16 protein-coding genes and 1 tRNA gene are annotated in these 22,174 nt (G+C 64.8%); 15 read left to right on the plus strand and 2 right to left on the minus strand.

From position 1 onward, the window contains the following. Positions 1-6 precede the first annotated feature (6 nt). The 10 genes from hfq (at position 7) to CR919_RS11385 (ending at position 9,887) form a co-directional block, all read left to right on the plus strand. On the plus strand, positions 7-282 hold the full coding sequence (hfq, locus tag CR919_RS11340; RefSeq protein ID WP_025878916.1) for an RNA chaperone Hfq: 276 nt from the start codon (positions 7-9) through the stop codon (positions 280-282). Between the two features lie 14 nt (positions 283-296). Further along, the gene (gene hflX, locus CR919_RS11345) at positions 297-1,607 is read left to right on the plus strand and encodes a ribosome rescue GTPase HflX (protein ID WP_099820103.1); all 1,311 of its coding nucleotides are present in this window, start codon (positions 297-299) and stop codon (positions 1,605-1,607) included. Positions 1,608-1,710: 103 nt separating this feature from the next. Beyond that, positions 1,711-2,205, plus strand: coding sequence for a nicotinamide-nucleotide amidohydrolase family protein (locus tag CR919_RS11350; RefSeq protein WP_099820104.1), 495 nt, complete (start codon positions 1,711-1,713; stop codon positions 2,203-2,205). A 35-nt stretch (positions 2,206-2,240) separates the two neighbouring features. Beyond that, on the plus strand, positions 2,241-3,923 hold the full coding sequence (ubiB, locus tag CR919_RS11355) for a 2-polyprenylphenol 6-hydroxylase (protein WP_099820105.1): 1,683 nt from the start codon (positions 2,241-2,243) through the stop codon (positions 3,921-3,923). Between the two features lie 211 nt (positions 3,924-4,134). After that, on the plus strand, positions 4,135-4,770 hold the full coding sequence (gene lexA, locus CR919_RS11360; protein ID WP_025878920.1) for a transcriptional repressor LexA: 636 nt from the start codon (positions 4,135-4,137) through the stop codon (positions 4,768-4,770). A 201-nt stretch (positions 4,771-4,971) separates the two neighbouring features. Further along, complete coding sequence (gene recA, locus CR919_RS11365; RefSeq protein ID WP_025878921.1) at positions 4,972-6,009, plus strand: recombinase RecA; 1,038 nt, start codon at positions 4,972-4,974, stop codon at positions 6,007-6,009. Between the two features lie 109 nt (positions 6,010-6,118). Further along, the gene (recX, locus tag CR919_RS11370; protein WP_099820106.1) at positions 6,119-6,610 is read left to right on the plus strand and encodes a recombination regulator RecX; all 492 of its coding nucleotides are present in this window, start codon (positions 6,119-6,121) and stop codon (positions 6,608-6,610) included. Positions 6,611-6,715: 105 nt separating this feature from the next. Further along, on the plus strand, positions 6,716-9,364 hold the full coding sequence (gene alaS / locus CR919_RS11375) for an alanine--tRNA ligase (protein ID WP_099820107.1): 2,649 nt from the start codon (positions 6,716-6,718) through the stop codon (positions 9,362-9,364). A 148-nt stretch (positions 9,365-9,512) separates the two neighbouring features. Then, positions 9,513-9,716: a carbon storage regulator CsrA gene (gene csrA, locus CR919_RS11380; protein ID WP_025878924.1), complete on the plus strand. Its 204-nt coding sequence runs from the start codon at positions 9,513-9,515 to the stop codon at positions 9,714-9,716. 78 nt (positions 9,717-9,794) lie between these two features. Continuing rightward, positions 9,795-9,887, plus strand: a tRNA-Ser gene (locus CR919_RS11385). A 57-nt stretch (positions 9,888-9,944) separates the two neighbouring features. On the opposite strand, the gene CR919_RS11390 is transcribed toward CR919_RS11385, so the two are convergent. After that, entirely contained in the window at positions 9,945-12,275 is a 2,331-nt protein-coding gene (locus CR919_RS11390) for a TonB-dependent receptor (protein WP_099820108.1), read from the minus strand. 178 nt (positions 12,276-12,453) lie between these two features. Between CR919_RS11390 and CR919_RS11395 the strand changes: the two genes are divergently transcribed. Further along, entirely contained in the window at positions 12,454-12,936 is a 483-nt protein-coding gene (locus CR919_RS11395) for a LuxR family transcriptional regulator (protein WP_099820109.1), read from the plus strand. Positions 12,937-12,993: 57 nt separating this feature from the next. On the opposite strand, the gene aceE is transcribed toward CR919_RS11395, so the two are convergent. Beyond that, complete coding sequence (gene aceE / locus CR919_RS11400) at positions 12,994-15,666, minus strand: pyruvate dehydrogenase (acetyl-transferring), homodimeric type (protein WP_099820110.1); 2,673 nt, start codon at positions 15,664-15,666, stop codon at positions 12,994-12,996. 271 nt (positions 15,667-15,937) lie between these two features. On the opposite strand from aceE, the gene CR919_RS11405 reads away from it, so the two are divergent. The 4 genes from CR919_RS11405 to CR919_RS11420 all read left to right on the plus strand — a co-directional run bounded on the left by CR919_RS11405 (position 15,938) and on the right by CR919_RS11420 (position 22,169). Further along, positions 15,938-16,453 carry a sigma-70 family RNA polymerase sigma factor gene (locus CR919_RS11405; protein ID WP_099820111.1) on the plus strand — a complete coding sequence of 172 codons (516 nt, stop codon included), beginning with the start codon at positions 15,938-15,940 and terminating at the stop codon, positions 16,451-16,453. Further along, a complete protein-coding gene (locus CR919_RS11410) occupies positions 16,450-17,487 on the plus strand; it encodes a FecR domain-containing protein (protein ID WP_099820112.1) in 1,038 nt (345 codons plus the stop codon). Before CR919_RS11405 ends, CR919_RS11410 begins: the two co-directional genes overlap by 4 nt. A gap of 141 nt (positions 17,488-17,628) precedes the next feature. Then, complete coding sequence (locus CR919_RS11415; protein WP_099820113.1) at positions 17,629-20,562, plus strand: TonB-dependent receptor; 2,934 nt, start codon at positions 17,629-17,631, stop codon at positions 20,560-20,562. An 11-nt stretch (positions 20,563-20,573) separates the two neighbouring features. After that, on the plus strand, positions 20,574-22,169 hold the full coding sequence (locus CR919_RS11420) for an alkaline phosphatase D family protein (protein ID WP_099820114.1): 1,596 nt from the start codon (positions 20,574-20,576) through the stop codon (positions 22,167-22,169). The last annotated feature ends 5 nt before the right edge of the window (positions 22,170-22,174 follow it).

A 22,174-nucleotide genomic window follows, 5' to 3' on the forward strand; every position in this document is an offset into this window, starting at 1 on the left:
TGTGCAATGTCCAAGGGGCAATCGCTGCAGGATCCTTTCTTGAATGCACTGCGGCGCGAACGCGTGCCGGTTTCGGTGTACCTGGTCAACGGCATCAAGCTGCAGGGCACGATCGAATCGTTCGATCAGTTCGTGGTCCTGCTGCGCAACACCGTCAGTCAGATGGTCTACAAGCACGCCATTTCCACCGTGGTGCCGGCGCGCAACGTCAAGGTCGGCCCGGGTGGTGGGTACGTGCAATCAGGTGAGGATGGTCAGGCGGGTGATGAAGCAGACGAATGATGTTGGAGCGGTGAATGTTTGACCGCTCGAAAAAGGGCGAACACGCCCTGTTGATCCAGCCGCATTTCGGCAAGCTGGAAGACGATGTGCTGGAAGAATTCGGTGATCTGGCCCGCTCGGCTGGGGCCAGCATCGCGGTGACCATCACCGCGCGCCTGGATCGCCCCAATCCATCGACCCTGCTCGGCAGCGGCAAGCTGGATGAGATCAAGGCCGCCGCCGAAGCAACCGGCGCAGATCTTATCCTGGTCAATCACGCGTTGAGCCCGGGTCAGGAACGCAATCTGGAACGTTTCCTGGAGCGCCGGGTGATCGACCGTACCGGTCTGATCCTGGACATCTTTGCCCAGCGTGCGCGCAGCCATGAAGGCAAGCTGCAGGTCGAGCTGGCCCAGCTGCGCCATATGGCAACCCGCCTGGTGCGTGGCTGGACCCATCTGGAGCGCCAGCGTGGTGGTTCGATCGGTCTGCGCGGCCCGGGTGAAACCCAGCTGGAAACCGATCGTCGCCTGCTGCAGAAGCGGGTTGAACAGCTGCAGAAGCGGCTGGAAAAAGTCGAAGTGCAGCGCACCCAGATGCGTCGTGCGCGGGTGCGCAGCGAATTGCCGCGGGTCGCCCTGGTGGGCTACACCAATGCCGGCAAATCGACCTTGTTCAATGCGATGACCGGCGCCGAGGCCTATGCGGCTGACCAGCTGTTCGCCACCCTGGATCCGACCGTGCGCCGGATTGCCGTGCCCGGTGGCAACGTGGTGCTGGCCGATACGGTAGGTTTCGTACGCGACCTGCCGCATGACCTGGTGGCGGCCTTCCGCTCGACCCTGTCCGAAGCGCGGGAAGCGGATTTCCTGCTGCACCTTGTCGATGCCGCCGATCCGCACCGCGAGGAGCGCATCGCCCAGGTCGACGAAGTGCTGACCGCCGTCGGTGCCGGCGACCTGCCGCAGTTGCTGGTGTTCAACAAGATCGACCGCATCGAGGGTGCCGACGTGCGCCACGACGGCCAGGACGGCGTGCCGGATGAATCGCGGCGTGAGCGGGTGTGGATTTCCGCACGCGACGGGCAGGGCATCGAGCTGTTGCAGGCCGTGCTCGGCAAGCGGTTGGGTCTGCAGCACGTCACCGGCGAGCTGCGCCTGCCGCCCAGTGCCGGCCGCCTGCGCGCGCGCCTGCACCAGCTGGAAGTGGTCCGCAGTGAACAGGTCGATGAAGAAGGCTGGCTGTTGCAAGTCGATCTTCCCATCGCCGAGGCCGAGAAGCTGGCGGCCAGCGCCGATGGCGAGCCGATCCGGGCCCTGCTGCCGGAAAAGCTGCCCGAATGGTGAGGTAGTGCCGGCCGCTGGCCGGCAGCTCCCGCGGGCCCGTGCCGCGACACCACCTTGCGATCTGCGGTACAACGTGCAGGTTCTTCACCTTTCAGCTACCCCGATGGCCTTCCCGACCGACGCCGAACTCAACGCCCAGGCCGCTGCGCTGGGCCAGCGCCTGCAGCAGGCTTCGCTGCAACTGGTGACTGCTGAAAGCTGCAGCGGTGGCTGGATCGCCAAGTGCATGACCGACATCGCCGGTTCCTCGGCGTTCTTCGATTGCGGCATGGTGGTTTACAGCTACGAAGCCAAGCAGCGCCTGCTCGGCGTGCGCGCGCAGACGCTGGAACAGTTCGGTGCCGTCAGCCGCGAAGCCGTGCTGGAGATGGTGTCCGGGGCGCTGGTCAATTCCGGCGCCGGCATCGCGGTGGCGGTCACCGGCATCGCAGGTCCGGGCGGTGGCAGCACGGACAAGCCGGTCGGCAGTGTCTGGATCGGCTGGAAGCGCCGCGGCGGCTATGCGCGTGCCGAGCTGTTCCAGTTCGACGGTGACCGCGAAGCCATCCGCCGGCAGACCGTAGCAGCGGCGTTGCACGGTATCGACGCCCAGCTGTGACATGCTGCTCCGGCAATCAACCGGAGTAGGCAACGATGTGGGAGACGCTGGGCACCGTCCGTGACCTTGGTAGGCTGCAGGAAATCGCCGCCGTCCTGATCCGCTACGGCTTCGGCGACGTCGTGCGGCGCATCGGCCTGGCCACGGTGCTGGAACGTACTGGCCGCCTGCTGCACTGGAACGAGGAGCGGCAGGAGATGCTGCGGATGACCGCGCCAGTGCGCGTGCGCAGCGCCCTGCAGGAGCTTGGGCCGACCTTCGTCAAGCTGGGCCAGGTGCTCGCCACCCGCGTCGACCTGCTGCCGCCGGACTGGATCGCCGAACTCTCCGAGCTGCAGAACGCGGTCCCTGCATTGCCCTACGAGAAGATCCGCGACCAGCTGGAGGCCGACCTCGGTGCACCGCCGTCGCAGGTGTTCGCCTTCCTTGATGAAAGCCCGATGGCCGCTGCATCGTTGGCCCAGGCCCACCGTGCGCGGCTGCGCGATGGCCGCGAAGTGGTGTTGAAGGTGCGTCGCCCGGGTATCCGTGACGTGGTTGAAGCCGACCTGCGGTTGCTGGCACGGCTGGCCGAGATCGTTGAAGCCCGCCTGCCGGACCTGCGCCGCTACCGGCCCGCCGAGGTGGTGCAGCAGTTCACCGTGTCGCTGCGGCGCGAGCTGGATTTCGCCGCGGAGTGCCGCAATGCCGAGCGCATCGCGCGCAACTTCGAAGGGCGGGACGACATCCTGATTCCGGCGGTGCACTGGCAATGGACCTGCGAAAGCCTGAACGTGCAGGACTTCGTCGACGGCATTGCGGGGCGTGATCTGGCCGGCGTCGATGCGGCCGGCCTCGACCGCCGTGAACTGGCCCGGCGTGGTGCCGACATCGTATTGAAGATGGTGCTGGAGGACGGCAGCTTCCACGCCGATCCGCACCCGGGCAACATCATCTACCTGCGCGATGGCCGCATCGGCGTGATCGATTTCGGCATGGTCGGCGCCTTGTCGGAGGTGCGCCGATTCCAGGTCGCGCAGCTGCTGCATGGTCTGGTGGAACAGGACCCGCAGGGCGTGGCCGATGTGCTGCTGGACTGGGCGGGCGGCGTGGAAGTGGACGAGAACCGGTTGCAGCACGACATCAGCCTGTTCGTCGACCAGTACCGTGGCGTGCCGCTGAAGGACCTGCGCATCGGCCTGATGCTGGGCGACATCACCCAGCTGCTGCGCAGCTACAACCTGACCCTGCCGGCGGATCTGGCATTGATGATCAAGGCCTTCCTGACCCTGGAGGGCATGGGCCGCCAGTTGGACCCGGATTTCGACATGGCCAGCGCCGCGCGCCCGTTCCTGGAGCGGGTGGTATTGCAGCGCTATGCGCCGCGGGCGCTGTTCAAGCGTGGCCGCCGCAGTCTGCTGGGCATGATCGACTTTGCCGGTGAATTGCCGCGGGATCTGCGCAAGCTGGTGCAGGCTGCGCGCCGGGGCCGCCTGCAGCTGAAGGTCGAGACCAGCGCGCTGCAGGGCTTCGGCGACCAGGTCAATCGCGCCGCGAACCGGCTGGTGATGGGGATCGTCACGGCAGCCTTGATCATCGGCTCCTCGATCGTGATGCACAGCGTAGGAGGCGTTTCCAGCCGTTGGCTGCTGGCGCTGGGCGTGTGCGGTTTCATCGGCGCAGGGTTCTGCGGGGTGTGGATCCTGTTCTCGATCTGGCGCAGCGGCAAGCACACGTAGTGCGCTTGCCGCGGTGATTCCCGCCGGGAACCGCGGAGTCGCGCAGCGATTCCTGTAGAGCCGCCCGCTGGTCGGCTGCTTTCGCTTCCGCCACCGCCGACCCGTCACGTCGCATTCCCGGTAGCGCCGGGCCATGCCCGGCGGTATTCGCGCTTCCCGCAATCGCCCCCGGCACTTGCAGTCCCGGATGTTAGTAGTAATACTACTAACCATGGACCTGACCGACACCCAGCAGGCGATCCTGCAGTTGATCGCCGAGCGTATCGAGAGCGAAGGCGCACCGCCGTCGCAGACTGAAATCGCACGTGCCTTCGGCTTCAAGGGGGTGCGTGCAGCGCAGTACCACCTGGAGGCGCTGGAGCAGGCCGGGGCGATCCGCCGTGTACCGGGCCAGGCCCGCGGCATTCGTCTGGTGCAGGCGCCACCGGTGGAAAAGCTCGCCGAGCCGGGGCTGCCCGACAGCGTCCTGCGCCTGCCGATCCTGGGTCGGGTCGCGGCGGGTCTGCCGATCGGCGCCGACATCGGCTCGGATGATTTCGTGGTGCTGGACCGGGTGTTTTTCTCGCCGGCGCCGGACTACCTGCTGAAAGTGCAGGGCGATTCAATGATCGATGAAGGCATCTTCGACGGCGACCTGATCGGCGTGCACCGCACCCGCGACGCCCATTCCGGGCAGATCGTGGTGGCGCGCATCGATGACGAGATCACCGTCAAGCTGTTGAAAATCGCCAAGGACCGGATCCGCCTGCTGCCGCGCAATCCCGATTACAAACCGATTGACGTGCTTCCTGACCAGGATTTCTCGATCGAGGGCCTGTACTGCGGGCTGCTGCGACCAAACCGTTGACGATTCATCCTGTAATTCCCGCGGTCTTTTGTGGCGATTCTCTGGTTCTGCTGAGGTTGGTACGGATGTCCGATAATTTTTTTCCGAACGCCGGGCAGAATCTCAGCCTGTGCGATACGCCAGCCTTAAAGTGAACCCATGGCCAAGAAGACTTCCAAAGACAGCACCTCCAACGACGTGACCTCTGCAAGGACCAATCCGATGGACGAGAACAAGAAGCGCGCCCTCGCTGCAGCTCTGGGCCAGATTGAAAAGCAGTTCGGCAAGGGCTCGGTGATGCGCATGGGCGACCGTGTGGTCGAGCCTGTCGAGGCGATTCCGACCGGTTCTCTGATGCTGGATATCGCATTGGGCATTGGTGGCCTGCCCAAGGGGCGCGTCGTGGAAATCTACGGCCCGGAATCCTCCGGCAAGACCACGTTGACCCTGCAGGCCATCGCCGAGTGCCAGAAGCTGGGTGGTACGGCGGCCTTCATTGATGCCGAGCATGCGCTGGACCCGATCTACGCTGGCAAGCTGGGCGTCAACGTCGACGATCTGCTGCTGTCGCAGCCGGATACCGGTGAGCAGGCGCTTGAAATCGCCGACATGCTGGTCCGCTCCGGCTCGGTGGACATCCTGGTGGTCGACTCGGTCGCCGCGTTGACCCCGAAGGCCGAAATCGAAGGCGAGATGGGCGACCAGCTGCCGGGCCTGCAGGCTCGCCTGATGAGCCAGGCGCTGCGCAAGCTGACCGGCAACATCAAGCGTTCCAACACGCTGGTGGTGTTCATCAACCAGCTGCGCATGAAGATCGGTGTGATGATGCCGGGCCAGAGCCCGGAAGTGACCACCGGCGGCAACGCGCTGAAGTTCTATGCCTCGGTGCGCCTGGACATCCGCCGTATCGGTGCGATCAAGAAGGGCGACGAGATCATCGGCAACCAGACCAAGATCAAGGTCGTCAAGAACAAGCTGGCGCCGCCGTTCAAGCAGGTCATCACCGAGATCCTGTACGGCGAAGGCATCAGCCGCGAAGGCGAACTGATCGATATGGGCGTGGAGGCCAAGCTGGTCGAGAAGGCCGGTGCCTGGTACAGCTACGGTGAAGAGCGCATCGGCCAGGGCAAGGACAACGCCCGTGGCTATCTGCGCGACAACCCGCAGGTTGCCGCCAAGCTCGAGGCCGAGCTGCGCGAAAAGTTCCAGCCGACCGAAGCCGTCCGTGAAGAAGGCGAAGACGAAGGCGACGACGAGTAAGGCTTGCTGTGGGGCAGGGCGGCGCCGTCAGTGACGTCGCCCTGTCCTGCAGATTCGGTTTCCCCGACGGGGGACGCGCCAGGGACGGCGCATTTGATTGAAGGCGAGCATGAACGATTCCGACGCCCCGGAACCCGGCCGCAAGCGCCGCGTACGCGAACAGACGCCCGTCCAGCGTGCCCTGGGGTTGCTGGTGCGGCGTGAGCATTCGCGCAAGGAGTTGACCCGCAAGCTGACCTCCCGGGGTATCGAGGGCGAGGCGGCGCAGGCCGCGGTCGACAAGCTGACCGAGGCTGGCTGGCAGGACGACACCCGGTTTGCCGAAAATCTGGTGCGCATGCGCGCCAATACCGGCTACGGCCCCATCCATGTGCGTGCCGAACTGGGCACCCATGGACTGGACAGCGAGCAGATCGCTGCCGCCATGGAGACCTTTGAAGGCGACTGGACGGAGAACGCCCGGGATCTGGTCCGTCGCCGCTTCGGTGAGGCTGGCCCGCAGGACCTGGCGCAGCGTCGCAAGGCCGCCGATCTGCTGGCTCGCCGGGGCTTTGATGGCGACAGCATCCGCCGTGCGACCCGTTACGATCCGGACGACTGAGACTGATGGCGCCGGGCCTGATACCCTTTGGGGTTTCGGCGGTCCGTTCGACCCTGGCCACTGCGGCCGGCGGCACGGGCCCCGGCCCGCAGACTGCCAGCCCCCATGAACGCATCCGCCAAATTCACGACATCCCAGATCCGCAGCGACTTCCTTGAGTTCTTCAAGGGCAAAGGCCACACCATCGTGCCGTCGGCGCCGCTGGTGCCGGGCAACGATCCGACCCTGCTGTTCACCAACTCCGGCATGGTGCAGTTCAAGGACGTGTTCCTGGGCGCGGAAAAGCGCAGCTACGTGCGCGCGGCCGACGTCCAGCGCTGCCTGCGTGCCGGTGGCAAGCACAACGATCTCGATCAGGTGGGCTACACCGCCCGCCATCACACCTTCTTCGAAATGCTGGGCAACTGGTCCTTCGGCGATTACTTCAAGAAGGATGCGATCGCCTGGGCCTGGGAGCTGCTGACCCAGGTCTGGAAGCTGCCGGCCGAGCGCCTGCTGGTCACGGTCTACCAGACCGACGACGAGGCCTACGCGCTGTGGCGCGACATGATCGGCATTCCGGAAGAACGTATCGTTCGCATCGGCGACAACAAGGGTGCGCCGTTCGCCTCGGACAACTTCTGGCAGATGGCCGATACCGGTCCGTGCGGTCCCTGCACCGAGATCTTCTACGACCATGGTGACCATATCGCCGGTGGCCCGCCGGGCTCGCCGGACGAAGATGGCGACCGTTTCATCGAGATCTGGAACCTGGTCTTCATGCAGTTCGATCGCCAGCAGGACGGCACGCTGATGCCGCTGCCGGCGCCGTGCGTGGATACCGGCATGGGCCTGGAACGCCTGGCCGCGATCCTGCAGCACGTGCATACCAACTACGAGATCGACCTGTTCCAGGCGCTGATCCGCAAGGCATCGGAGCTGACCGGCACCGCCGATCTGGAAAACAAGTCGCTGCGGGTGATCGCCGACCACATCCGCGCCTGTTCGTTCCTGATCGTCGATGGCGTGCTGCCGTCCAACGAAGGCCGCGGCTACGTGCTGCGCCGGATCATCCGCCGCGCACTGCGACATGGCTGGATGCTGGGCGTGCGCCAGCCGTTCTTCAGCAAGCTGGTGCCGACCCTGGTCGAGCAGATGGGCGAGGCCTATCCGGAACTGCCGGCGCAGGCCGATACCGTCGTGCGTGCACTGCAGGCCGAAGAAGAGCGTTTCGCCGAAACCCTCGATTCGGGCATGAAGATCTTCGACGACGTTGCGGCCAAGGTCAGCAATGGCGTGATCCCGGGCGTGGACGCGTTCCGCCTGTACGACACCTACGGTTTCCCGCTTGACCTGACCCAGGACATCGCCCGCGAGCGTGACCTGACCGTGGACATCGACGGCTTCAACGCCGCGATGGAGACGCAGCGCGAGACCGCGCGTGCGGCCGGCAAGTTCGGCGGTGGCGTGACGCTGTCGGCCGATCTGGTCGCCACGCTCAAGCCCACCGTCTTCCTCGGCTATGACCGCCTGCAGGCCGATGGCCTCAACGTGGTCGCGATCCTCAAGGATGGCCGCCCGGTGGACGCTGCCCAGGCCGGTGACGAGGTCATCGTGCTGACCAGCCAGACCCCGTTCTACGCCGAGTCCGGCGGCCAGGTCGGTGACACCGGCACCTTGTCCGCTGCCGGCGTGCAGATCCAGGTGAGCGACACCCAGAAGTTCGCGGGCCAGTTCCATGGCCACGTCGGCAAGCTGACCCAGGGCAGCCTGAAGATCGGTGATGTGCTGTCCGGCCAGGTCGATGGCGAGCGCCGTGGCGCCACCATCCTCAACCACTCGGCCACCCACCTGCTGCATGCTGCCCTGCGCGAAGTGCTGGGCACCCACGTGCAGCAGAAGGGCTCGCTGGTGGCGCCGGACCGCCTGCGCTTCGACTTCTCGCATTTCCAGCCGATCAGCGCCGAGGAACTGGCGATCATCGAGCGCAAGGTCAACCAGCAGGTGCGCGCCAACAATGCCGCCGAAGTGCACAACATGGGCATGCAGGAAGCGCTGGACTTCGGCGCGATGGCCCTGTTCGGCGAGAAGTACGGCGAGAACGTGCGCGTGCTGAAGATGGGTGACTACTCCACCGAGCTGTGTGGTGGTACCCACGTCAACCGGACCGGTGACATCGGTCTGTTCAAGATCACCTCCGAGGGCGGCGTATCGGCCGGCGTGCGTCGTATCGAGGCCGTCACCGGCCAGGGCGCGCTGGACTACGTGGATGCCGAGGAGGCGCGCCTGGCCGAGGCCGCAGAACTGCTGGGTGGCAGCGCTGCCGACGTGGTCGAAAAGATCCGTGCGCTGGGCCTGCGCCAGAAGCAGCTGGAGCGCGAGCTGGAGGCCGTGAAGGCCAAGGTCGCTGCCGGCGCCACGGCGGATCTGTCCGGCCAGGCCGTCGAGGTCGCCGGCGTGAAGGTCCTGGCCGTCCGCCTGGAAGGCTTCGATGCCAAGGCCCTGCGCGATGCCATGGACCGCCTGAAGCAGCAGCTGGGCAACGCGGTGATCGTGCTGGCCGGTGCCCAGGACGGCAAGGCAGCCCTGGTCGCGGGCGTGAACGGCAGTGCAATGGGCAAGGTCAAGGCCGGGGAACTGTTGTCCCATATCGCCGGTCAGATCGGGGGCAAGGGCGGCGGACGCCCGGACCTCGCCCAGGGTGGTGGCGAGGACGGGCCCGCCCTTGCCACCGCGCTGGCTGCGGTCGTCGAATGGGTCAGCCCCCGCCTGTGATGAACCCCTGCCGTCCCCCTCCTTGTAGGAGCGGGACGGCTGACGGTACCATTGCGAATCTTTTCCCTTTGTCGTGGGCGCGCTTCTTGACGGAGCGTCAAGCCGGTGGGGGATACCCTTCCACACGGTTCCATGGAGACTTAAAAAAATGTTGATCCTGACTCGCCGCGTCGGCGAAACCCTGATGATCGGTGACTCGGTGAGCGTCACCGTGCTTGGCGTCAAGGGTAACCAGGTGCGTATCGGCATCACTGCGCCGAAGGACGTCGCTGTGCATCGCGAAGAGATCTACCAGCGCATCCAGCGTGGTGACGAAGCCGGCAGCACCGGTGGTGAAAATTCTGCGGAATAAGGCTTTACCTTCGCGCGTGATTAACGTTATGATTCACGCCCCGCTGAGGTGCAACGCACCAGACGCGGAGAAAACCCCGGAGCGATGCCCGAGCGGCTGAAGGGGCTCCCCTGCTAAGGGAGTATAGGGTCAAAAGCTCTATCGAGGGTTCGAATCCCTCTCGCTCCGCCAGATACAAAGAAGCGCCTGCAGATCCTCGATCTGCAGGCGTTTTTCTTTTCCGGTCCCTTAAAGCCTTACGGTCACGCCGACCTGGAACCCGCGACCGGGCAGCGGTGCGATGTACTTCAACGGCGAGTTGTGTGGGCGGGCGTCGTCATCCAGAAGGTTGCTGCCATTGACGAACACCTCCATCCCCGCGATGTAGGCATTGCGCACCGGTAGTTCGCGGCTGACCTGCAGATCGACCAGGTTGAATGCATCCAGCGGAATCTCTTCGCTGACGTTGCGGCCCAGGTACTTCTGCTTGTCGTAATAGGTGCTCGAGAGTTGCACCTTCCAGCTGTCGCGCTGCCATTGCAGGGTGGCGCCATAGCGGTTGGTGGGCATGTTCGGCAGGTACTCGCCGTCGTTGTGCGCGCGCAGCGTGTCCGGGCGATCGGCCTGGTTCCTGACCAGGTCGGCGAAGGCGGACAGATTCAATGTTCCGTAGCCGCCAAGGTCGAGCGCCTGCGAAGCATCGATCTCGAATCCCTTCACCGTGGTGTCGGTCTGCTTCCAGTACTTCAGGGGCAGGCGGTTGGCCATCTGCATGCCGGAGTGGCCCTGGTAGAGGTAGTTGTCGTACTTCATCCGGTAGGCGGTGGCTGACAGCGCGAAGCCGCCAAGGTGGAACAGTCCGGTCAGCTCCAGGTTCTTCGCGCGTTCCGGCTGCAGGTTCTGGTTGCCTTCTTCCTGGGTCATCACCGAATAGTGCGCGTTGCTGGCATACAGCTCGTTGATCTCCGGTGCGCGCTGCGAAGACGAATAGCGCACCTTGGCGGCGAACAGCGGCCCGAGCTCGACATACGAACCCAGGCTGTAACTGTTGAGGCGATAGGAGCGGTCCTGCAGCGTGGTGTTGGCAGCATTGCGCGAGGTCTTGAAGCGGCTGGGCTGCAGGTCATGGTCCACGCGTTCATGGCGGACACCGGCATCGAAGGAAACCCAGCCGAAGTCGAGGGTTTCCTTCAGGAATACGGCGTTGCTGCGCGTTTCCACATCAGGCAGGTAGCGCAGCGTGCCGCTGCCGGTGACGTCGCGCGCCTGATGGCTCAGACCGAGCACGCCGCTGAGCGGCCCGACGGGTTGATGTGCCAGCAGCAGTTCGGCCTTGGTGCTCTGGAAGTCGTAGTCGTTGGCCCTGGTCGAGCCCAGGCGCTCGCCCGAGGTATTGTCCAGTTTTGAAACCCGCAGTTCGGCGCGTTCGACGTACGGCAGCGGGTCCCGCAGCAACGCTTCCAGGGCGTAGCGCTGCTGCTTGATCACCACGCCCACCGGCAGGCCGTCGGCAGGGTTCGCGCCGAAGGACAGGTTCTGCATCGAGAAGCCCGGCACACCGTATTCGCTGTCCTTGGCATCGATGCTGACGCCGACATAACCGCGATCGAAGAACCAGGTCGAACCGAGTGCCACCTGCGAACTGCGTGAGTAGCTGTTGCCCAGCCGATGGTGGTAATCGGGGGTCACATCGTTGTTGATCTGCTTCTGTACGTACGACGGCGTGCCGGCGACATAGGCCGGATTGACCGGATTGATGTAGGTGCGGCGCTGCCAGACCGAGGTCGGACTGTTGGTGTAGAAGGAAAAATCACCATCGGCCCAATCGGGATTCTCGGTCATGAACTGGTCGATGTAGGGTTGCGAGGCCTTGTTGTAGAGCTGCTGGACGCGCGCTTCCTTCTGGCAGCTGTCGGCCAGTGCCGAATTGACACCACCGGTGGCCGGGAACAGCCGGGTGTTGCAGACGCTGGCCTTGCTGTTGCCGGGAATGTCGTAGTACGAGATGCGTTGCCGCGAGACCTGCAGGTTCGTCGACACATTCCGCTGGTTGTTGAAGTTCATGCGGAAGCCCTGCGCATCGGCCGCGTTGAAACCTTTGCGCAGGACCAGTTCCATCGACTGGTCCTTGTCCTCCATCGTGCGCGAGATCAGGCCGGAATCGACGTCGACGCTGCCGCCGATGGCGTTGCCGCCATAGCGGACGGTATCGGAGGATTTGTTGACGGTGACGCTGCGCACGAACAGCGGATCGAACGGAATGTTGATGTCGCCGCTGAAGGCGTTCATGCCGAGGATGGACTGGCCGTCCTCCAGGATCTGCACGCGGTTGCCGCTGAGGCTGCGGATGACCGGTGCGCCGGCGTTGGGCCCGAAGGCGCTGTTCTGCACGCCGGAGACATGTTCAAGCATGCCGCCGAGGGTGCGGTTCTGGGCCTGCGGGGTCTCGACGGTGACGATGCTGTCGATCCGGGAGGGCTTGCTTGCCTCGACCCGGACGGTGGGCAGGGTGGGGCCGTCGCTGGCATGGACGTTGTGGACGACGAACAGGATGGCTGCAGCAAGCAGGTGACGACGCATGACACACTCCGTGAGAAGAATGTGAAATGTTATAACGTAACTATTCAGCGTCACAAGACGGAGGGGAGGGGGGACATCGGCCAGCGCTTGCACGACCGGACGTTGGCGCGCAGCATCGGCTTTTGCTGGTACCCCACAACGCACCTGCAGCACCCTCCTCACTCGAACGGAGCCTCGCATGAAGCTGTTGTCCGCCGCGTTGCTGTCCGTGGCCCTGCTGCAGGCGATGCCTGCGCTGGCTGAAAGCTCGAAGTCCTCGCCGCTGCTGGGCCGCTGGTCGCTGGATATCGCCACGTCCGCGCTGCCTGAAGCACAGCGTCCGCAACGGGTCGTGCTGGAATTCAAGGACGCCGGTGCGGGCAGGTGGAGCTCGCACGTGGATATCGTCCTGCAGGATGGCAAGACGATGAAATCCGACGGTACGCTGGCGCTGGACGGCACGCCCGCGGCGCTGACCGGCAGCTACGGCGCCAACCAGGCGACGCTGAAACTGCCGGCGCCGAACACGCTGGTGATGCAACTGGTCGATCACGGTGCGCCGGCGTCCACCCGTGTGTATACGGTGGCCGCTGACCGTTCAACGATGACCGAAACCAAGGCGTTCTTCGCTCATGACGGCACGCCGATCCTGCAGACCAACCTGTTCAAGCGCTTGCCGTAGCGGCGTGATGCAGCGACACCCGCAGAGGCGCACTCTGCGGATGCCGTTGCTGCGCTGTCACGCGGCGGCAGGGTCGCGCTTGCCGGTATCGATCCCGTAGCGGTCGATTGCCTGCTGCAGCAGGTTCCGTTCGACATGTCCGTCGTCGGCCAGGGCCTTCAGTGCGGCCAGCACGATGAAGTGGCGATCGACCTCGAAGAACGTCCGCAGCGATTCGCGTGTATCCGAGCGGCCGAAACCATCGGTGCCGAGTGCGACGAAGCGACGATTGTTGATGAAGGGGCGGATCTGGTCGCCGACGATCTTCATGTAATCGGTCGCCACCACCACCGGGCCGGCATGGTCCTGCAGGCACTGCTGCACGTAGGGAACGCGCGGCTCGTCGGCCGGGTGCAGCAGATTCCAGCGCTCGACGGCCAGACCATCCCGGCGCAGTTCGGTCAGGCTGGTGGCGCTCCAGACATCGCTGCCGATACCGAAATCCTGCTGCAGAAGATCGGCGGCGGCCAGCACCTCGCGCAGGATCGAGCCACTGCCCATCAACTGCACGCGCGGCCGTGCAACCGTATCGATCGCGGCGCGGCGCAGCAGGTACAGGCCCCTCAGGATGCCGGCTTCGGCGCCGTCGGGCAGGGCCGGGTGCGGGTAATTCTCGTTGAGCAGGGTGATGTAGTAGTAGATGTCTTCCTGCTCCACATACATGCGGCGCAGGCCGTCGTGGATGATCACCGCCAGCTCGAAATTGTAGGTCGGGTCATAGGACACGCAGCTGGGAATCACCGAAGACAGCACGTGACTGTGGCCATCGTCGTGCTGCAGGCCTTCGCCCATCAGCGTGGTGCGGCCCGAGGTGGCGCCAAGCAGGAAGCCACGGGTGCGCGCGTCGGCCGCTGCCCAGGCCAGGTCGCCGACGCGCTGCAGGCCGAACATCGAATAGAAGATGTAGAACGGAATCGTGGCCAGGCCGTGGTTGGCGTACGCGGTACCGGCGGCGATCCACGAACAGATCGCGCCGGATTCGTTGATGCCTTCCTGCAGGATCTGGCCATCCTTGGCTTCCTTGTAATAGCTCAGCTGGCCAGCATCCTGCGGCGTGTACAACTGGCCGAGGTAAGAATGGATGCCGATCTGGCGGAACAGGCCTTCCATGCCGAAGGTGCGTGATTCATCGGGCACGATCGGGATCACCAGACTGCCCAGCTCGGGGTCCTTGAGCAGGGTGGAGAGGATGCGCACGAAGCCCATGGTGGTGGACTGGCCGCGATCACCACTGCCCTGCAGCTGGACGTTGAACGTGGACAGCGGCGGCAGCGGCAGCGGATCGACCTGTGCCAGTCGTGCCGGCAGCTGGCCACCCTGCGCCTGGCGACGCTGCGCGAAGTAGATCGCCTCCGGGCTGCCCGGTTGCGGGCGCAGGTACGGCATCTCTTCCAGTTGTTCATCGCTGATCGGCAGATCGAAACGGTCGCGGAAGGCGCGCACCGCATCGGCGCTCATCTTCTTCAACTGGTGATTGATGTTCTGGCCTTCGCCGGCCTCGCCCATGCCGAAGCCCTTCACCGTCTTGGCCAGCACCACGGTCGGCCGGCCGCTGGTGTTCACCGCCTGCTGGTAGGCGGCGTACACCTTCTGCGGGTCGTGGCCACCACGCGCCAGCGCCCAGATCTCGTCGTCGCTCATGTCCGCGACCAGCGCCAGCAGTTCCGGGTAGCGACCGAAGAAGTGTTCGCGCACATAGGCACCGTTCTGTGATTTGAACGTCTGGTAGTCGCCATCGACGCATTCCATCATGCGCTGGCGCAGCAGCCCGCTGTGATCGCGTGCCAGCAGCTCGTCCCAGCCACCGCCCCAGATCACCTTGATCACGTTCCAGCCGGCGGCACGGAAGGTGCCTTCCAGTTCCTGGATCACCTTGGCGTTGCCGCGCACTGGTCCGTCCAGGCGTTGCAGGTTGCAGTTGACCACGAACACCAGGTTGTCCAGTCGCTCGCGCCCGGCCAGCGAGATGGCCGCCAGCGATTCCGGCTGGTCCATTTCGCCATCACCGAGGAAGGCCCAGACCTTGCGGCCCTGGTGCTGCTTCAAGCCGCGGTATTCCAGGTAGCGCATAAAGCGCGCCTGGTAGGCGGCGGTCAGCGGACCCAGGCCCATCGATACGGTGGGAAACTGCCAGAACTCCGGCATCAATCGCGGGTGCGGGTACGAAGACAAGCCCTCGCGCCCAGCCTCTCGGCGGAAGTTGTCCATGCGCTCGGCACTGATGCGGCCTTCCACGAACGCACGGCCATAGATGCCCGGCGCGGAATGGCCCTGGATGTAGATCATGTCGCCGTCGAAGGTGTCGGTACGGCCACGGAAGAAGTGATCGAAGCCCACGTCATACATGACCGCTGCGGACTGGTAAGTGGCGATGTGGCCGCCGACGTTGGAATGCCTGCCGGCGCGCAGCACCATCACCATGGCGTTCCAGCGGATCATCGCGTTCAACCGACGCTCGATGGCCAGGTCACCCGGGTAGGCGGGCTGGCGTTCGGGGGGAATCGTGTTGGTGTAGGCGGTCCACGCGCGGGTGTGCAGGTCGCCATGCTGCTGCACATCGAGTGCATCGAGCTGGTCCAGCAGATAGTGCGCGCGGGGGCGGCCGCCAGCCTCGATCACCGCGTGCAGGGACTCGCGCCATTCGCGGGTTTCCTGCGGATCGGTGTCGAGAGGGAAGTGTGCCTGGTTCATGCTGCGTCTCCAGAGAGCGCCGGCCGGCATCTGCGCGACACCGCCGGCAGGGCGACAGCTCTGGAGCGGAGTCGCGCCGGCAGGGCCGTGGCGCGGGGGCAGCCTTGGTGGCTGCCGGGGAGACAAGCGTAGGCGGCGCACCAGCTGGCCGGTAGACAGGTGGCGATTGGGTCTGCGCGAACCTGCGCTTTGCCCGGCGCCGCTGCAATGCGGGTGTCATCGTCGGTGTGCACCCTGCTGGGTTTTCCAGCCTCGGGGTGGTTGGTCGGTTGTGAACAGCGTCAGGATCTGGGAGAAGAGCTACGCCCTGCGGCGCCGCCTGCTGCGTGGCTTCTTCCTTCGGCGTGGTTCACAGGCTGCCGATGCCGAGGATCTGGCGCAGGAGGTCTACCTGCGCCTGCTGCGCAGCACCGGCGAAGACGCCGCGGCGATCGAGAACCCTGAAGCCTATCTGTTCGCGGTGGCAGCCAACCTGGCCCGTGAACAGGCACGCTCGCGCTCCGGCCTGCCGCAGATCGAGGACGTCGACCTGCTGGCCGAGGTACTCAGCAGCGAAGAGGACATCGAGGCTGATTTCGAGCGGGCGCAGCGCTGGAGCGGAATCCGTGGCGCCATCGCGCAACTGCCGCCCACGACGCGGCGGGTGATGGAGCTGCACTACCGCGAAGGACTGGATTGCCATCAGGTGGGGGCGCAGCTGGACGTGTCGGTGCACATGGTGCGCAAGCACATCGGCAAGGGGCTGGAAGCCTGCAGGAAGGCGCTGGGCGCCGGGAAGGACGGATGAACCAGCAGGAGCCTGCAGCGATGGATGACGAGGTGGCCGAACAGGCTGCGCACTGGTTCCTGTGCAACCGCGAGGGTGACCTGAGCGCTGCGCAGCGCGCCGGGTTCATGGCGTGGATGAAGGGCTCGCCCGAGCACGTGCGCGCGTACCTGCATGTCCTGCATCTGCACCGGCAGGTGGGCGCGGCGATGTCGGTGCACCCGCAGGAACAGGGAAGCAGGGAAGTGCTGCCGATGCTGCCGGCAACGGCGAAAGTGGTGCCTTTGTTTGCCGCGCCCGTGCCCGCGCCGCGCGCCGTGGTTGCAACACGAACGCGCCGGCCGCTCTGGAGGCGGGTGGCTGCGGTGGCGTGCGGACTGTTGCTGGTGGCCGGTCTGCTGCCGTGGCTGATGCCGCGCGAACAGATGCTGGTCGCCGGGCACGGGCAACTGCGTGAGGTGCTGCTGGCTGACCAGACGCAGGTGCGGCTGAATGCAGACAGCCGTCTGCGGGTGAAGATTGGCTGGTTCAGCCGCCGCGTCGAACTGCTGCAGGGCGAGGCCACATTTGATATCGCAGCGGATCGCCGGCCCTTCGAGGTACGGGTCGGTGATCTGCAGATCCGTGACATCGGCACCGTGTTCGATGTGTCGCGCCGGTTGCAGAGCACGCGCATCGGCGTGGTATCCGGCGAGGTGGAGGTCTGGACCGCCGGTGACGGGCAACGCCGGCTGGCGCAGCTGCCCGCCGGGCGGGTGGTGCAGGTCGATCATCTCAGCCATGCGGTGCAGCCGCTGGAAATACCGATGTCCATGCTGCTGGACTGGCAGCAGCGCCGGGTGTCGTTCCGTGATGAGCGCCTGGACGAGGTGGCTGCTGCGTTCAACCGGCACAACCAGGTGCAGGTACGGGTGACCGATGACGTGGCGCGGGCGGCGCGCCTGTCGGGCAGCCTGGAGGCGCACCGGGTCGCAGCGCTGCAGGCATTCCTGCAGCGGGACGCGCGCTTCGTCATCCGTCGCGAACAGGACACGGTATGGGTCTCCAGCCGCTGATCCTGATCTGCTGATGGGCTGTCAGAAAAAATTCATCGAATCGGCGTTCTCCACTTCCGCCGATGCCGGCTCTTACTTGGGAGAAGCCGCTGTCGAATGCCGACGCGGTAGCAGCAATCCTCTCTCCTGCAAGGAACCGTGATGCGCAAGAAGCTCTATCTGTCGGTGGTACTGGCCTTGTCTCCCTGTCTGGGCGCACATGCGCAGGCGGTGTCGTCCAACGGGCTTGAGACCAAGGTCACTGCAGCGATCGCCGCGCAGCCATTGAGCCAGGCACTGGAGCAGCTGTCACGCAGCTCCGGCGTGCAGTTCCTGTATGCCGGCGCGGGCAATGCACCGATGGCGGGCGCGGTACCGCGGGGCGCCACCGTCAAGCAGGCGCTGGACACGCTGCTGGCCGGCACCGGCCTGCGCTACACGGTGCTGGACGGCAACGTGATCGCCATCGATGCGGCACCGGCCCAGCGCGAAACCAGGCCGGCCGCACCGGCACCGCAGCAGCCGCAAGCAGTGATCGCTCCGACCCTGGGAACGATCAAGGTGATCGCCGCCCATGAGGTGATCGATCAGAAGAAAACCTCGCCGGTGATCAAGGATTCGGTGATCTACGATGAGATGGACAGCTACGGCGATGAGACGCTGGCCGAGAGCCTGATGGCCGCGCCCGGCCTGAGTGCGGTGGAAGATGCGGGAGAGCCGCGCTATGTGACCGTGCGCGGTGTGCAGGCCAATCTCAACTACACGACCATCGACGGCATCGCGATCGCAAGCGTGGGTGGCAGTGGCTCCGGCGAGCGCATGAACAACCTGCAGCTGATTCCCAGCGACATCGGCACCCGCACGGACATCTACAAGAGTTTCAGCGCCGAGCAGGCGCCGGATGCCATTGGTGGTGTGATCGACATTATCAGCCGCAGTGCCTTTGACCGCTCCGGCAAGTATGTGTTCGCCGACGTGGCCGGCATCTATTCCACGGCCGAGACCAACGTGGGGCGCAGCGCGGGTGGCGACCACAAGACCCTGGGGCACTTCGGCAAGAGCGCCAAGGCGGTGTTCTCCAACCAGTTCGGTGCCGATGATCAGTTCGGCATCGTCGCTGTCGCGCGCTATGAACAGCGTTCGCGCAACAGCGTCAAGCGCTGGGTCGAATCGAACTATTACTACAACGATGCCGGCAAGTACCTCACCGATGGCACCACCGGCCCGGACGAGGCGAAAGGCTGGAACGGCCTGCGCGCGCCGGGCAACTTCAGTACCGGCACCTACACCAACTACATCACCAACTTCGGTGGTTCGGCCAAGCTGGAATGGAAGCCGTCGGACGATCCGTTCTATGCCTCGCTGCTGCTGTACTCGTACCGGTTCTACGAGAACTCGACGATGAACAAGACCGATCTGTATGGCAATGCCAAGTTCCCGATACGCAACCAGACCGAGGACGGCGGCACCACCCAGATCAACAGCATCTACATCAAGAACCGCCATGACCGCTGGGACCGCAGCAACCGCGGTGCGATCGCCAGCTTCAACTGGGATATCGGCGACCTTTCGCGGCTGACCCTGCGCGCCGGCCACACCGAAGAGACCTTCCACAACACCCAGGTCTACTGGGGCGTACGCGCGTACCCGAGCAACCTGTTCGTCGACTATGCCAACGACAGCCATGGCTTTCCGAACGCGGTGGGTGTGTCGGACTCCAGTCTGCTGACCAGCTCGGCGTTCAAGCTCAATCCCGCGCAGGCCTACATCTCACCGCGCGACGCCAAGGAGAGCATCGACAACCTGCGTGCCGACTTCAGCTACAACATCGATGCCGATGCGCGCGGCTTCGGTCTTGCCGCCGGTGCCGAGTATCGCCACCTGAAGATCTGGCAGGACATCGATTTCGACTACTACAAGACCAGCGCGACCCTGAACGACTATCTGTATCCGGGTTCGACCCTGCTTGGCAGCGTCCCCGGCTTCCCGCTGATCGACAACCGCAAGTGGCATGACGAGCTGTACCCGAAGCTGGGCAACAACGATGCGGCCTACCCGAATGCCGATTTCACCAGCGACTACAAGTACGTGGAGGACATCGCCAATGCCTACGTCTCGGCGCATTACGCCTGGGACCGGCTGCTGCTGATCGGTGGCCTGCGCTATGACCACACTACCTTCGATGCGTTCAGCCCGTTCAGCGATGATGGCGGTACCACCTACACCTCGGCATTCCGCAAGAGCAGTGGCGGCTACAACAACCTGCTGCCGTCATTGAATGCGACCTTCAAGCTGAGCGAGAACCAGCGCCTGCGCTTCTCCGCCAGCCGCACGCTGGGGCGGCCGACGCCCAGCAACATCGCCCAGGCCACCAGCACCAGCTGTGGCGACGACGAGCTGGGCGGAGGCTTCTGCACCATCAAGCAGGGCAATGCCTCGCTGCAGCCGCGCCGCTCGACCAATCTCGACCTGGCCTGGGACCTGTATTTCAACGGCAACAACGGCCTGGTGTCGGTCGCGATGTTCGACAAGGTGATCAAGGACGACATCTATACCCTGACCACGTTCGAGAACATCGGTGATGTCCGCTACCGGATCACCCAGCCGATGAACACCGATGAGTCGACGTTGCGCGGTATCGAGTTCGCGGTGGCAAACCGCAATCTGCAGTGGGGCCGCCAGCGCTTCGACATGTACCTCAATGCCACCCGACTGGACGGACAGACCAACTACCGCATCAGTGATGGCAGCGAGCGCCGCCTCGACCGCCTGCTGTACCAGCCGGACTGGTCGGTGAACGGCTCGGTGATCTGGCGCATGCCGTGGAAGAGCTCGCAGCTGCGCGTGTCCGGCACCTACCGCAGCCGCATGCTGGTCGACTTCGGCGATACCCAGTGGCTGGACTCGTATTACGACCCGTACATGACCTTCAACCTGGCCTTCAGCCACAAGGTCAGCAAGCACGTGACGCTGAAGTACGAGGCGAAGAACCTGTTCAATACCCAGCCGACCTACAGCACCGGTCCGAACGGACGCTTCCGCACCGAGATCGATGACTACGGTCGCTTCTTCTACTTCCACATCATCTACAACTGAGGGCGGCCGTCTTGGATACGATCAATCGCAGGCGCTTCCTTGCCCTGTCGGGACTTTCCGCATTGGGGGCGTGGGCCGGGACTGCGAGCGCGCTGGCTGCGCAGAGCGATGCAGCAGCACTGAATCCACGCAATCTGCTGGCGTCGCCGCGCTTTGCCAGTACGCCGTTCACCCTCGGCGTGGCATCCGGTGATCCGTCGGCCGACGGCATGGTGCTGTGGACGCGGCTGGCCACCGAGCCCTTGGTGTTCGGTGGCGGCATGCCCACCCGGCCGATGGTGGTGGGATGGCAGGTGGCCACGGACGAGACCATGCGCACCGTGGTGCGGCAGGGAACCTCGCTGGCCCACCCCGAACTTGGCCATGCGCTGCACGTGGAACTGGACGGCCTGCTGCCTGGGCGGCCGTACTGGTACCGCTTCACCGTGGGAGGCCATGCCAGTGCGATCGGACGCACCCACACCCTGCCTGCCGTGAACGCGCTGATCAAGCGCGTGCGCTTCGCGGTGGCCGGCTGCCAGCATTTCGAGGAGGGGCACTACACGGCGTGGCGACATATTGCCGAGGAACCACTCGATTTCGTGTTCCATTACGGCGACTACATCTACGAGGGCGAAAGCCAGACCGGCGTGCGCAAGATGAACGGTCAGCCGTTCACCAACCTGCGCAACCACGTTGGCCCACAGACCTATACGCTCGACGACTATCGCCGCCGCTACGCGCAGTACAAGACCGATACGGACCTGCAGGCCGCGCACGCCGCATCACCGTGGTTCGTGACGTTCGACGACCATGAAGTGGACAACAACTGGGCGGGTGCCGAAGACCCGGATGGTACGCCCAGCGAACTGTTCCTGCTGCGCCGCGCACAGGCGTTCCAGGCGTATTACGAGAACATGCCGTTGCGCGCTTCGTCGTTCCCGCGCGATGGTCATATGCAGATGTTCCGTCGCGCGCGTTACGGCACGCTGCTGGACCTGCATCTGCTCGATACCCGCCAGTACCGCAGCAAGCAGGTGGACATGGCGCAGCGCGGACAGGTGGAATCTGCCGAGCGCAGCATTGTGGGTGCGAAGCAGGAGCAATGGCTGTTCGATGGCCTGGCCGATGCCGCGCCGCGTTGGCACGCGATCGCGCACCAGGTCTCACTGGGCAATTACATGCGCGAGAAGGACGGCGTGGTGCAGTCTTCCGATGACCAGTGGTCCGGCTATATGTGCAGCCGCCGGCGCCTGCTTGATCACATCCAGAAGGTGGGCTTCGGCAACGTGGTGACCGCCTGTGGCGATGCGCACCGCCACTATGCCAGCGACCTGGTGCAGGACAACACCCATTCCGGGGTGATCTCCAGCGAGTTCCTGGCGACCTCGATCAGCTCGGGCGCCGACGGGCAGGGCGTGGATGCGTATGCTGAGAACCAGCTGCGGCACAGTCCGCACCTGAAGGCGACGACGGACAAGCGCGGCTACGTGCTGTGTGATGTCACCCGCGATGCCTGGATCGGTGACATGAAGACCCTTGATACGGTCATGCGACCGAACGGCACGCTGCAGAGCTGGAAGCGCTATGCAGTGGAGCACGGCCGACCGGGGTTGCAGGAGGCCTGAGCCGG

Source organism: Stenotrophomonas sp. LMG 10879, assembly GCF_002750935.1.
Classification (GTDB): Bacteria; Pseudomonadota; Gammaproteobacteria; order Xanthomonadales; family Xanthomonadaceae; genus Stenotrophomonas; species Stenotrophomonas lactitubi_B.

What these genes read in the sequence shown, in the direction of transcription:
- hfq (WP_025878916.1), top strand. Translation starts at nt 7, where the DNA reads ATGTCCAAGGGGCAATCGCTGCAGGATCCTTTCTTGAATGCACTGCGG.
- hflX (WP_099820103.1), top strand. Translation starts at nt 297, where the DNA reads ATGTTTGACCGCTCGAAAAAGGGCGAACACGCCCTGTTGATCCAGCCG.
- CR919_RS11350 (WP_099820104.1), top strand. Translation starts at nt 1,711, where the DNA reads ATGGCCTTCCCGACCGACGCCGAACTCAACGCCCAGGCCGCTGCGCTG.
- ubiB (WP_099820105.1), top strand. Translation starts at nt 2,241, where the DNA reads ATGTGGGAGACGCTGGGCACCGTCCGTGACCTTGGTAGGCTGCAGGAA.
- lexA (WP_025878920.1), top strand. Translation starts at nt 4,135, where the DNA reads ATGGACCTGACCGACACCCAGCAGGCGATCCTGCAGTTGATCGCCGAG.
- recA (WP_025878921.1), top strand. Translation starts at nt 4,972, where the DNA reads ATGGACGAGAACAAGAAGCGCGCCCTCGCTGCAGCTCTGGGCCAGATT.
- recX (WP_099820106.1), top strand. Translation starts at nt 6,119, where the DNA reads ATGAACGATTCCGACGCCCCGGAACCCGGCCGCAAGCGCCGCGTACGC.
- alaS (WP_099820107.1), top strand. Translation starts at nt 6,716, where the DNA reads ATGAACGCATCCGCCAAATTCACGACATCCCAGATCCGCAGCGACTTC.
- csrA (WP_025878924.1), top strand. Translation starts at nt 9,513, where the DNA reads ATGTTGATCCTGACTCGCCGCGTCGGCGAAACCCTGATGATCGGTGAC.
- CR919_RS11390 (WP_099820108.1), bottom strand. Translation starts at nt 12,275, where the DNA reads ATGCGTCGTCACCTGCTTGCTGCAGCCATCCTGTTCGTCGTCCACAAC.
- CR919_RS11395 (WP_099820109.1), top strand. Translation starts at nt 12,454, where the DNA reads ATGAAGCTGTTGTCCGCCGCGTTGCTGTCCGTGGCCCTGCTGCAGGCG.
- aceE (WP_099820110.1), bottom strand. Translation starts at nt 15,666, where the DNA reads ATGAACCAGGCACACTTCCCTCTCGACACCGATCCGCAGGAAACCCGC.
- CR919_RS11410 (WP_099820112.1), top strand. Translation starts at nt 16,450, where the DNA reads ATGAACCAGCAGGAGCCTGCAGCGATGGATGACGAGGTGGCCGAACAG.
- CR919_RS11415 (WP_099820113.1), top strand. Translation starts at nt 17,629, where the DNA reads ATGCGCAAGAAGCTCTATCTGTCGGTGGTACTGGCCTTGTCTCCCTGT.